This is a genomic window from Kocuria sp. TGY1127_2 (assembly GCF_013394385.1).
Taxonomy (GTDB): domain Bacteria; phylum Actinomycetota; class Actinomycetes; order Actinomycetales; family Micrococcaceae; genus Rothia.
Genome location: NZ_AP022834.1, coordinates 1,990,011 through 2,003,112, shown reverse-complemented (window position 1 = coordinate 2,003,112; position 13,102 = coordinate 1,990,011). Strand labels below are relative to the sequence as shown.

5 protein-coding genes and 3 rRNA genes are annotated in these 13,102 nt (G+C 57.6%); all 8 read left to right on the top strand.

What is annotated here, in order from left to right; all coding sequences use genetic code 11:
• The first annotated feature begins 39 nt into the window (after positions 1–39).
• The 8 genes from sake_RS08940 (at position 40) to sake_RS08905 (ending at position 12,977) form a co-directional block, all read left to right on the top strand.
• Positions 40–591: an adenine phosphoribosyltransferase gene (locus tag sake_RS08940; protein ID WP_129360556.1), complete on the top strand. Its 552-nt coding sequence runs from the start codon at positions 40–42 to the stop codon at positions 589–591.
• 56 nt (positions 592–647) lie between these two features.
• Complete coding sequence (locus tag sake_RS08935) at positions 648–2,975, top strand: AAA family ATPase (RefSeq protein WP_129360555.1); 2,328 nt, start codon at positions 648–650, stop codon at positions 2,973–2,975.
• 58 nt (positions 2,976–3,033) lie between these two features.
• Entirely contained in the window at positions 3,034–4,365 is a 1,332-nt protein-coding gene (tyrS, locus tag sake_RS08930; protein WP_371811894.1) for a tyrosine--tRNA ligase, read from the top strand.
• 593 nt (positions 4,366–4,958) lie between these two features.
• A 16S ribosomal RNA gene (locus sake_RS08925) occupies positions 4,959–6,489 on the top strand.
• Between the two features lie 377 nt (positions 6,490–6,866).
• Positions 6,867–9,971: ribosomal RNA gene (locus sake_RS08920) — 23S ribosomal RNA — on the top strand.
• A gap of 171 nt (positions 9,972–10,142) precedes the next feature.
• Positions 10,143–10,260, top strand: a 5S ribosomal RNA gene (gene rrf, locus sake_RS08915).
• Together the 16S, 23S and 5S rRNA genes form the textbook arrangement of a ribosomal RNA operon.
• A gap of 284 nt (positions 10,261–10,544) precedes the next feature.
• Positions 10,545–11,762: a CaiB/BaiF CoA-transferase family protein gene (locus sake_RS08910; protein ID WP_178945850.1), complete on the top strand. Its 1,218-nt coding sequence runs from the start codon at positions 10,545–10,547 to the stop codon at positions 11,760–11,762.
• Positions 11,763–11,774: 12 nt separating this feature from the next.
• A complete protein-coding gene (locus sake_RS08905; RefSeq protein WP_129361027.1) occupies positions 11,775–12,977 on the top strand; it encodes an acyl-CoA dehydrogenase family protein in 1,203 nt (400 codons plus the stop codon).
• Positions 12,978–13,102 lie beyond the last annotated feature (125 nt).

Here is a 13,102-nt window from a genome sequence, read left to right as displayed (position 1 = left end):
GTCCAATGGGGCCTTGCGCGCCCGGAAGTCAGGCGAGTTATGAACGAGTCCATCACGCCCACCGCGGACACCCGCGTTGCCAAGACCATCGACAAGGTGTGTGCGGTCATTCCGAACTATCCGGAACCGGGAATCATCTTCAGGGACCTGACTCCGCTGTTCGCGGACGGTGCGGCATTCCGTGAAGTCATCGACGCCCTCCTGAACCGCTTCGAGGGCCAATTCGATGTCATCGCGGGCGTCGAGGCGCGCGGCTTTCTCCTGGCCTCGGCAGCCGCGTATGCCGCCGGTGTCGGGGTCATGCCGGTTCGCAAAGAAGGAAAATTGCCGCGGGAAACCTACGCCGAGTCGTACAAGCTCGAATACGGGACCGCGACCCTGGAAATCCATCGCGACGATATTCCCGCTGGCAGCAGAGTCCTGATCCTCGATGACATTCTCGCGACCGGAGGGACTCTCGGCGCTGCCGTCAAACTCATGGAACGGGCCGGGTTGGACGTGATCGGAATCGGCGTCGTCATGGAACTTGACGGGCTGAACGGGCGATCAAATCTCCAAGGGCATAACGTCAGCGCCCTCTACACGGTCTAGACTCTTTACTCTTCAGCAACCACATCTCGGACTTTCTAGGGAATTTCAGAACGCCTATGTCTACCCCTCACGAGGACGCCCCGCAGAAGGCGACCCCCGAAAACACAGATCACGAGGCCTATGAGCGGCAGCTCGAGGAGGCCATGAGCCATGAGCGTGCCTACGTGGACCGCCTCTACACGCGCCTGGACGAACTCCGGGAAGAAAATCGGGGAAAACTCGCCGATGTGCGCCGCACCGGTTCGGCAGGGAGCCATCAAAATCGATCCGAACGAGACGCCTACGCGACGTTCTACGAGGACAGGCTCGCCCAGCTTGACGCCGTGGACAACCGTTTGGTCTTTGGCCGTTTGGACCTCGATGACGAATCGACCCGCTATATCGGGCGCATTGGCCTGGCCGACCAGAATCATGAGCGCCTCATGGTCGATTGGCGCGCCCCGGAGGCGGGAACCTTCTACCAGGCGACCGCGTTCGAGCGGCAGGGCGTTCAGCGGCGTCGCCACCTGATTCTGGACAGACGCACTCTCAAGAACATCGAGGACGACGTGCTCGACCCGGAATTCCTCGACAGCGAGGAGGTGCTGCACGGCGAAGGCGCATTATTGGCTGCTCTGAACCGCAAGCGCACGGGTCGGATGAACGACATTGTCGCTACCATTCAGGCAGAACAGGACCGCATCATCCGCGCGGACCTCGCCGGGATCCGGGTTGTCCAGGGCGGGCCGGGAACGGGCAAGACTGCGGTCGCACTTCACAGAGCCGCGTACCTGCTCTATACCAATCGTGAGCGGCTTCAGAAGTCCGGGGTCCTTGTCGTCGGGCCGTCTTCCTCCTTCATGTGGTACATCGAACGCGTCCTGCCGTCCCTCGGGGAGACCGGCGTCGTGATGTCCTCGCTGGCTACCCTCTTCCCTGGCATTCGTGCGGTTCCGGAAACCGATCCGCGGGTTGCGCGCATCAAGGGAGCCTTGGAGATGGCTCAGGTCGTCAAGAAGGCAGTCGCCGACCGCCAGAAGGTTCCTCAGCAAATCCAAGAACTTTATGTTGATTCCTCGAAGGTTCAGCTCAGGCCGAGGCAGGTCAAGCATGCGCGAGAGCGTGCCCGCGCCACCGGAAAGCCCCATAACCAGGCACGGGAGACCTTCGTCAAGATCCTTGTGCAGGATCTGGCGGACCAGCTCGAAAAGCAACTCAACGAATCGAGCGGCAACGACATGGATCGTTCCTACCTCGTCGAAGACGTGCGTCAGTCGCGCGATGTCCGAGTGGCCCTGAATCTTGCCTGGATGCCGATGACTGCCGAGATGCTGGTCCGTGACCTGTTTTCGAAGCGTCAATACTTGGAGTCGGCGGCATCGCATCTGACGTCGGAGGAGATCGATGCGCTGCTCCGGCCCAAGGACGCGCCTTTCACCGAGGCCGATGTGCCCCTCTTGGATGAGGCCGCCGAATTGCTCGGCGACTTCGAGGCGGCCGTCGGTCAGTCCGCCGCACGGGCGGCGGCGGAGCGCAATTTCAATCTCGAAAACGCGACCAAGACCCTGGAGAACGTCGACGCGGCTTTGGAAGACATGGGCGTCAATGGCGTGGTGACCGCGGAGATGCTTGCGGGGTACAACGAAGTCGGTACAGCACGAATGACCGCCGCCGAAGCCGCGAATTCCGATCGTACTTGGGCGTATGGGCACGTCGTCGTGGACGAGGCACAAGAGCTCTCGCCGATGCAATGGCGCCTCCTGATGAGGAGGTGCCCCATGAAATCCTTCACGATCGTCGGTGATATCGCTCAGGCCTCGGCCGCCGCATCGTCCTCCAGTTGGCACGAGGCCCTGGAACCCTTCGCGGGGGAGCGGTACACGCTCGACGAACTGACCGTCAACTACCGTACTCCGTCGCAGATTTCTGACGCAGCGGTGTCGATGGCCCAGGCCGCGGGGCTCGATGTCTCGGCCCCACGGGCGGTTCGTGAGGGCCAATGGAGTCCTGAGGTGATCCGCACCGACGACGTACTCGGTGCGTTGAAACGTCGACTGCGGCAGGACCTGTCCGCGGTGGCCGGTGGGTTGGTCGGCGTCATCGTGGCCGAGCCCGACTACGAGCGCGTGGTCAGGGCGGTGACCGAGGAGTTCTCGGATTTGACGGGAACCTCGGAGACAGCCCTTGAACGGCAGATCCTGGTTCTGACCCCGTGGGAAGCCAAGGGGCTCGAATTCGACACCGTCGTGATCGCGGAGCCCGGGTCGATGGTGGATGCGGCGTACGGAACCGTCGGCGATCTCTACGTGAGCATGACCCGCCCGACGCAGCGGTTGGCGTTGATCGCTTCCCACGATGTGCCCGCTGGACTGGAGGAATGGACGACGGATTCCCTGTCTTCGTAGGGGATAGGAACTGTGATGAAAGAAGCAATGACGCATGGCGAATGGTAGCGTGAACCGCGTGACGAATAATCCCGTGATCGACTCGGTGCATGGATTGCACGAACAGTCCAATGACCAGAGTTTTGACAATATCTGGCAGGAACTTGTGTGGCGTGGTCTGGTCCACGTCTCGACCGACCAGGAAGCCTTGGAGAAGGCCCTGGCGGAAGAAACGGTCACCTATTATTGCGGGTTCGACCCCACGGCAGCGTCCTTGCACTTGGGACATCTGGTCCAGCTCCTCGTCATGCGCCGGCTCCAGCTAGACGGTCACAAACCGTTGGGCCTGGTCGGTGGGTCGACAGGTTTGATCGGGGACCCCCGCCAAACCGCGGAGCGCACCTTGAATTCGCGTGAGGTCGTGGCCGACTGGGTCGATGCCCTGCGTGGCCAGGTCCAGCGTTTTCTCTCCTTCGAAGGCGAAAACGCGGCGCGAATGGTCAATAATCTGGACTGGACCGGAGGACTGTCGGCCATCGACTTTCTGCGGGACATCGGCAAGAACTTCCGCGTGGGCACGATGATCAAAAAAGAGATTGTGGCCAAAAGGCTCAATTCGGATGAGGGTATCTCGTACACGGAGTTCAGCTATCAGATTCTGCAGGGTATGGACTTCCTGGAGCTCTACCGTCAGTACGGATGTACTTTGCAATCCGGCGGTTCCGACCAATGGGGCAATCTGACTTCGGGAACCGAGCTTGTTCGCAAGGTCGAAGGGGAAACGGTCCACGCCATCGGGACTCCTCTGATCACCAATTCGGACGGTACCAAGTTTGGCAAGTCCGAGGGGAACGCCATTTGGCTGGATCCCGAGCTCACGAGCCCGTACGCGTTCTACCAGTTCTGGCTCAATACCGCTGACGCCGACGTTGTCGACCGACTCAAGGTATTCACTTTCCGCACTCGCGCGGAGATCGAAGAGCTGGGGCGCAAGACCGAGGAAGAGCCCTTCCGTCGTGAAGCGCAGAAGACGCTCGCTTATGAGGTCTGCTCTCTGGTCCACGGAGTCGACGCGACCGAAAAGGTCATTGAAGCTTCCAACGCGTTGTTCGGCAAGGGCGACTTTGCCGCGTTGGATGAAGCAACCCTCGTGGCCGCGACGGCTGAACTGCCGCATGCGGAAGTAGACGGCTCCGATCTTTCCCTGATCAACCTATTGGTCAGCACCGATCTGTGCGAGTCCAAATCCGCGGCCAGGCGCACTCTCAAGGAGGGCGGGGCCGCCGTGAACAACGTCAAGGTCCAAGGCGAAGACGCGGAAGTAGGCCCTGAGCAGCTGCTTCACGGCAAGTACGCGATCATTCGCCGTGGCAAGAAGAACATGGCAATGGTGACCGTGCGCAGCAAATAGCTCGCGGACACCTGCCGACGACGGCCCGGAAGCCACCTCTTGAGGTAGTTTCCGGGCCGTTTTGCCTTGTCATGCTGGGGTTGTGGGGGTGTGTGGCGTGTTTCACGTGGTTTCGAGTTGGTGTTGGTGTTTGTGGGTGTGTAAAGTCTTTTCTTGTCGCCGCGAGGCACGGGGGACTTGTTCTGACAGGTTCTGCCGGTTCTGGTTCTTGGTGCGTGACCGTCTTGTGTTTTGTTTCCTGGTTTTCTTGCTGGGGTTCACTGTGTTCAGTGGCCTGGGTGGGGTTCGGGGGATGGGCTTCAGGGTTGGGGTTGCGGGCTGGTTTTGGTTCTGGTAGGTTAGAGAAGTTGCCGCAAAATTCTCGCGGTGGTGTCGACCGGCATTGGTCATGGCTCTTGTTTGGGGTTGTGGTGGGTGTGTGGTTTGTTGTTTGAGAACTCAATAGTGTGCTTTGTTTGAATGTTGTACCGAAGTTTTTATTTTTTGAATTCTTGTTGGTTTCAACATGACACGGCGGATGTTTGTGTCATCACCCCGTGATGATGGTCCGTCGTGGTTTATTTTGTTGGGCCACGGGTTTTTCTTTTTGTTTTTTAACGGAGAGTTTGATCCTGGCTCAGGACGAACGCTGGCGGCGTGCTTAACACATGCAAGTCGAACGCTGAAGCCTGGTGCTTGCACTGGGTGGATGAGTGGCGAACGGGTGAGTAATACGTGAGTGACCTTCCTTGAACTCTGGGATAAGCCCGGGAAACTGGGTCTAATACCGGATACGACCAGTCCTCGCATGGGGTGCTGGTGGAAAGGGTTTGTACTGGTTCTTGATGGGCTCACGTCCTATCAGCTTGTTGGTGAGGTAATGGCTTACCAAGGCGACGACGGGTAGCCGGCCTGAGAGGGTGACCGGCCACACTGGGACTGAGACACGGCCCAGACTCCTACGGGAGGCAGCAGTGGGGAATATTGCACAATGGGCGCAAGCCTGATGCAGCGACGCCGCGTGAGGGATGACGGCCTTCGGGTTGTAAACCTCTTTCAGCAGGGAAGAAGCGAAAGTGACGGTACCTGCAGAAGAAGCGCCGGCTAACTACGTGCCAGCAGCCGCGGTAATACGTAGGGCGCAAGCGTTGTCCGGAATTATTGGGCGTAAAGAGCTCGTAGGCGGTTTGTCGCGTCTGCTGTGAAAGCCCGGGGCTCAACCCCGGGTGTGCAGTGGGTACGGGCAGGCTAGAGTGCAGTAGGGGAGACTGGAATTCCTGGTGTAGCGGTGAAATGCGCAGATATCAGGAGGAACACCGATGGCGAAGGCAGGTCTCTGGGCTGTTACTGACGCTGAGGAGCGAAAGCATGGGGAGCGAACAGGATTAGATACCCTGGTAGTCCATGCCGTAAACGTTGGGCACTAGGTGTGGGGGACATTCCACGTTTTCCGCGCCGTAGCTAACGCATTAAGTGCCCCGCCTGGGGAGTACGGCCGCAAGGCTAAAACTCAAAGGAATTGACGGGGGCCCGCACAAGCGGCGGAGCATGCGGATTAATTCGATGCAACGCGAAGAACCTTACCAAGGCTTGACATACACTGGATCGCCGTAGAGATACGGTTTCCCTTCGGGGCTGGTGTACAGGTGGTGCATGGTTGTCGTCAGCTCGTGTCGTGAGATGTTGGGTTAAGTCCCGCAACGAGCGCAACCCTCGTTCTATGTTGCCAGCACGTGATGGTGGGGACTCATAGGAGACTGCCGGGGTCAACTCGGAGGAAGGTGGGGACGACGTCAAATCATCATGCCCCTTATGTCTTGGGCTTCACGCATGCTACAATGGCCGGTACAATGGGTTGCGATACTGTGAGGTGGAGCTAATCCCAAAAAGCCGGTCTCAGTTCGGATTGGGGTCTGCAACTCGACCCCATGAAGTCGGAGTCGCTAGTAATCGCAGATCAGCAACGCTGCGGTGAATACGTTCCCGGGCCTTGTACACACCGCCCGTCAAGTCACGAAAGTTGGTAACACCCGAAGCCGATGGCCTAACCCTTTGTGGGGGGAATCGTCGAAGGTGGGACTGGCGATTGGGACTAAGTCGTAACAAGGTAGCCGTACCGGAAGGTGCGGCTGGATCACCTCCTTTCTAAGGAGCTCAACTGTTTGGTTGGCCATGCTGGGCACGAGTGTTGTCTGGGTGGTTTGCTCATGGGTGGAATACAATATTCGCGGCAATGGATTTCTTCTTGTGGAGGGGTTTGTTGTGTGCTTGCGTGCTGGTGTCCTGTGTGGGTGCTGGTGTGTGGGGATGAAGTGCACTGTTGGGTTTTGAGGCAATGAACCGTTGGTTTGGTTGTCTTGTGGCCTGGCTTCGTCATGGTGGCCTCCTGTGGGGTTGTTGTGGTGGGGTGATGGGGTTGTTGTTTGAGAACTATATAGTGGACGCGAGCATCTTATGATCCGGCGCCTTGTGGTGTCGGGTTGTGATTGTTTATTTTGAATGCCTTTGTGGTGATCATTTGTGTGTAAATCGTTAAGGGCGCACGGTGGATGCCTGGGCACAAGAAGCCGATGAAGGACGTGTGAATCTGCGATAAGCCTCGGGGAGTCGATAACTGGACTGTGATCCGAGGATTTCCGAATGGGGAAACCCCGCTGCCTGTCAAGGGTAGTGACCCGCATCTGAATGTATAGGGTGTGTGGAGGGAACGAGGGGAAGTGAAACATCTCAGTACCCTCAGGAAGAGAAAATAATAATGATTCTGTGAGTAGTGGCGAGCGAAAGCGGATGAGACTAAACCTGTGGTGTGTGATACCGGTAAGGGGTTGCATCATGGGTGTTGTGGGGTTTGTTTGTACCAGTTCTTACTTGGCTGGTGGTGTTCAGCGTTGTGGTAGGCGAATCATCTGGGAAGGTGGACCGTAGTGGGTGAGAGTCCCGTAGTCGAAATCATGGCGTTGGTGCTTGAGCGAATACCCGAGTAGCACGGGGCTCGTGGAATCTCGTGTGAATCTGCCAGGACCACCTGGTAAGTCTAAATACTTTCTTGTGACCGATAGTGTATCAGTACCGTGAGGGAATGGTGAAAAGTACCCCGTGAGGGGAGTGAAATAGTACCTGAAACCGTGTGCCTACAAGCCGTCAGAGCCTTTTGGGGTGATGGCGTGCCTTTTGAAGAATGAGCCTGCGAGTTAGTGCTGTGTCGCGAGGTTAACCCGTGTGGGGTAGCCGTAGCGAAAGCGAGTCTGAATAGGGCGATTGAGTGGCATGGTCTAGACCCGAAGCGGAGTGATCTACCCATGGCCAGGTTGAAGCGTGTGTAAGAGCGCGTGGAGGACCGAACCCACTTCAGTTGAAAATGGAGGGGATGAGCTGTGGGTAGGGGTGAAAGGCCAATCAAACTCTGTGATAGCTGGTTCTCCCCGAAATGCATTTAGGTGCAGCGTCGCGTGTTGCTTGCCTGAGGTAGAGCTACTGGTTGGCTGATGGGCCTTTACGGGTTACTGACGTCAGCCAAACTCCGAATGCGGGTAAGTGTAAGCGCGGCAGTGAGACAGTGGGGGATAAGCTTCATTGTCGAGAGGGAAACAGCCCAGATCATCGACTAAGGCCCCTAAGCGTGTGCTAAGTGGGAAAGGATGTGGAGTTGCTGAGACAACCAGGAGGTTGGCTTAGAAGCAGCCATCCTTGAAAGAGTGCGTAATAGCTCACTGGTCAAGTGATTCTGCGCCGATAATGTAGCGGGGCTCAAGCACACCGCCGAAGTCGTGACAATGCATAATTTTTTGTGTGTTGGGTAGGGGAGCGTCGTGTACTGCGGTGAAGCTGTCGTGTGAACGTATGGTGGAGTGTACGCGAGTGAGAATGCAGGCATGAGTAGCGAATGATGCGTGAGAAACGTATCCGCCGAATGATCAAGGGTTCCAGGGTCAAGCTAATCTTCCCTGGGTTAGTCGGGGCCTAAGGCGAGGCCGACAGGCGTAGTCGATGGATAACGGGTTGATATTCCCGTACCGACGAAGAACCGTCCATACTAAACCGGTGATACTAACCATCCGGGTCATGCTGTGTGCTTCCTTGTGGAGTGCTGGTGTGGTCTGCATGGGGCCTGAACCGGGGCGGTAAACGCATTAACGGGTGTGACGCAGGAAGGTAGCCGGGCCACGCGGTGGTTGTCGTGGTCTAAGCATGTAGGGCGGGTCGTTGTTAAATGCGCGATCCTTTGGGCCTGAGATGTGATGGGACCCCCTTTGGTGGGGGGATTCGGTGATCCTATGCTGTCGAGAAAAGCATCGGCGTGAGGTTCTAGTTGCCCGTACCCTAAACCGACACAGGTGATCAGGTAGAGAATACTAAGGCGTTCGAGAGAATCATGGTTAAGGAACTCGGCAAAATGCCCCCGTAACTTCGGGAGAAGGGGGACCTTGAGCGTGACCCACCTGCGCGGTGGTGAGCGTGTATGGGTCGCAGAGACCAGGGGGAAGCGACTGTTTATCAAAAACACAGGTCCGTGCGAAGTCGCAAGACGATGTATACGGACTGACTCCTGCCCGGTGCTGGAAGGTTAAGAGGACCCGTTAGATCCTTTGGGGTCGAAGCGGAGAATTTAAGCCCCAGTAAACGGCGGTGGTAACTATAACCATCCTAAGGTAGCGAAATTCCTTGTCGGGTAAGTTCCGACCTGCACGAATGGAGTAACGACTTCCCTACTGTCTCAACCATGAACTCGGCGAAATTGCAGTACGAGTAAAGATGCTCGTTTCGCGCAGCAGGACGGAAAGACCCCGTGACCTTTACTATAGTTTGGTATTGGTGTTCGGTGTGGCTTGTGTAGGATAGGTGGGAGACTGTGAAGTCGCGGCGCTAGTCGTGGTGGAGTCGTTGTTGAAATACCACTCTGGTCATATTGGATGTCTAACCTCGGCCCATGATCTGGGTCAGGGACAGTGCCTGATGGGTAGTTTAACTGGGGCGGTTGCCTCCTAAAGAGTAACGGAGGCGCCCAAAGGTTCCCTCAGCCTGGTTGGCAATCAGGTGTTGAGTGTAAGTGCACAAGGGAGCTTGACTGTGAGACTGGCAGGTCGAGCAGGGACGAAAGTCGGGACTAGTGATCCGGCGGTTCATTGTGGAATGGCCGTCGCTCAACGGATAAAAGGTACCTCGGGGATAACAGGCTGATCTTGCCCAAGAGTTCATATCGACGGCATGGTTTGGCACCTCGATGTCGGCTCGTCGCATCCTGGGGCTGGAGTTGGTCCCAAGGGTTGGGCTGTTCGCCCATTAAAGCGGCACGCGAGCTGGGTTCAGAACGTCGTGAGACAGTTCGGTCCCTATCCGCTGCGTGCGTTGGAGAATTGTGGAGGCCTGTCCTTAGTACGAGAGGACCGGGACGGACGAACCTCTGGTATGTCAGTTGTACCGCCAGGTGCATGGCTGATTGGCTACGTTCGGGAGAGATAACCGCTGAAGGCATCTAAGCGGGAAGCTTGCTTCGAGATGAGTTCTCCTTGCCTCCTTTGAGGGGTGTGAGGCTCCCTGTAGATGACGGGGTTGATAGGCCGGGTATGGAAGCCAGGACGTAAGACTGGTGAAGTTGACCGGTACTAATAGGCCGAAGGTTTATACACATTCGACTCGTTGTGGGTTGGTGTGGTTGTCATGAAGGTTTGATGGATGATCCTGTGATGGGTGTTTGCGTTCACTGTATGGTTTTGGGATAACAATCTTGTGTGGGTTGTTGTTGTTTGAGGTTTCACCATGCTGGCCCCTGGTGTGGGGTGGGTGTGTGTGGTTAGTTTTTCGGTGGTTATGGCAAGAGGGGTACACCCGGTCTCATTCCGAACCCGGTAGTTAAGGCTCTTAGCGCTGATGGTACTGCACCCGGTAGGTGTGTGGGAGAGTAGGTCGCCGCCGAAATATTTTTGTGGTGTGGTGCGGTGTGCATTGCTTGTCCTCTGTGTGGGGGTGGGTGGTGTGCATCGTGCTGCACCTTTTTTGTGTTTAATGTGTGGCCCCCTTTTTTTTCTTTTTGTCAGGGTGGTATTTCGTTTGGGTTTGTCCTGGCTGAATACTGAGGACTGAGCCTGCGGGTGCGGTCGTCGTTATGGGCGCATGTGACTTGTCTGTAGAACCATGATTTGTGGTTGACCTCGCACGAGTGATTATGTGGTGCCTGGCACAATGATGCGAGGAGGCTGCAGATGTCCGACCAGAAGTCAGGACTCGACCGGAGATCTAGTGGACCTCTATCGGGCGTTGTCATCGCGGATTTCTCGCGCGTCCTGGCCGGTCCGTATTGCACCATGCTTTTGGCCGACCTGGGTGCAACTGTCATCAAGATCGAAGGCCCCAACGGTGACGACACCCGTCAATGGCAACCGCCGGAACGGGACGGAGAGAGCACCTATTACCTCGGCGTCAATCGCGGAAAATACGGGTTGCAGCTGAACCTCAAGGACGAGGAAGATCTCAATACCGCCTACAGCCTCATCGAGGCGTCTGACGTGTTCATCGAGAACTACAAGCCAGGTGGCCTCGAAAAATTTGGGCTTGACGAAGAATCCGTCGCACGGCGGTGGCCCCGGCTCGTGCACGTCAGCATCACGGGGTTCGGTACCAAGGGTGGGGCGGCCCTTCCCGGTTATGACCTCCTGGCACAGGCGGTCTCAGGCATGATGGACCTCACGGGCTCTTCCGACGGGCCTCCGCAACGTATGGGCGTGGCCCTATTCGACGTCGTGACAGGATTGCACGCGGCCGTCGGCATTCTTGCGGCCCTCCACGAGCGCGAGCGTTCGGGAAAGGGACAGCACCTGGGGTTGGACCTGTTGTCTTCGGCCTTGTCGGGCCTCTCCAATCAAACGTCAGGCTTCGTGGCAGCCGGCAATGTTCCGCACCGAATGGGCAACGATCATCCCAGTCTGTTCCCCTACGGACCTTTTGCGACCCAAGACGGTCAACTCGTGATTTGCATCGGCAACGACGCCCAATTCCGCGTCCTCGCCCATGCGCTCGGACGGGACGAACTTGCCGACGACCCCCGTTATGCAACCATGCCCCAGCGCAATAGAAACCGGTCGGAGCTGAGAAGACTCATTGAGGATGTGCTCGCCGAGCAGACCAGCGATGTGTGGTTCCATCAGCTGCGTCAGGCCGGTTTGCCGTGCTCGCCGATTCTCGACGTCGCAGGCGGTATCCGCTTCGCCGAGGAGCTGGGACTCTCGCCCGTAGTGGACGCGGGCACGGACGACGATGCCGTGCCCACGATCAAAAGCCCGATCGGTTTCAGCCGGACCGGACCGAGCTACGACAAGGCCCCGCCTCGATTGGACCAAGACCGAGACGCCGTTCTGGACTGGTTGGCCCGGCGTCAAGAAGCCAGTGATGTCGCTGGTAACCCGCAGACTTCAGCAGAATAAAGGAGCTTCGTCATGCCGAAACACCCTACCGATCTACTCAATATCGAATCCCAATTCAGCGATTCCGAACTCGAGGTGCGGGATCGCGTGGCCGACTTCGTCGACCGTCGGATCCGTCCCAACATTGCCGATTGGTTCGACCAAGCCGTTCTGCCGACCGAGTTGCTGCCTGAGATGGCTGAGCTCGGCCTGTTCGGGATGCATCTCAAGGGTTATGGCTGTGCTGGGCGTTCCGCTGTTGAATATGGCCTTGCCATGCAGGAAATGGAAGCCGGTGACGCAGGTCTGCGGACGGTCGTCTCCGTCCAGGGTTCACTTGCGATGTCGGCGATCTACAAGAATGGGTCGGAGGAGCAGAAACACAAGTGGCTGCCCAAGATGGCGTCGGGCGAGGTCATCGGCTGTTTTGGCCTGACGGAACCCACGGCGGGTTCGGACCCGGGGTCCATGCTGACCAACGCCCACAAAGAAGGCGACGAGTGGGTCCTCAACGGACACAAACGCTGGATCGGTTTGGCGACTATAGCCGGGGTTGCAATCGTGTGGGCGAAGGTTCCGGAAGAGGACTCGGGAACTTCCGGGCATGGGAAAGATGGTCAGGTTGTGCGCGGTTTCATCGTTCCGACCGACACCCCAGGATTCAACGCGGTTCCTATCACACAGAAGCTTTCAATGCGGGCATCTCTGCAATGCACGATCGACTTCGATAACGTTCGTCTTCCCGCGGATGCTATTCTGCCCGAGAATCCGGGGCTGCGCGGCCCCTTCGCGTGCCTGACCGAGGCGAGATACGGAATTATTTGGGGAGCCATGGGCTCCGCCCGGGACTCGGTCGAAGCCGCTCTGTCCTACTCGCAGGAACGGTTGCAGTTCGACCGCCCCCTGAGCTCCTATCAGCTCACGCAGAAAAAGCTCGTGGACATGTCGCTCGAGATCAGCAAGGGGCAATTGCTGGCCCTGAGAATCGGGCGGGCCAAGGACGAAGGGTCTTTGGAAAACCACATGATTTCTGTGGGAAAACTCAACAATGCACGGGCCGCGATCGAGATCTGCCGTGAAGCCAGGACCATCCTGGGAGGCAACGGGATCACGGGAGATTACCCGCCGCTCAGGCACGCCAACAACCTCGAATCGGTGCGTACCTATGAGGGGACGGACGAGGTGCACACCTTGATCCTGGGACAGAAGCTCACCGGCCAGAGTGCTTTCCGGTAGGCCTTGGAGGCGTACGTCATGCGCGAAGTCCGGCCATCCGATACGCTCAACACCGCTCAAGGTGCGTAAACTTTCCCTCAGGACCGCGAGGCGTCGGCGCTACGACGAACCGCCCGCACAACGCT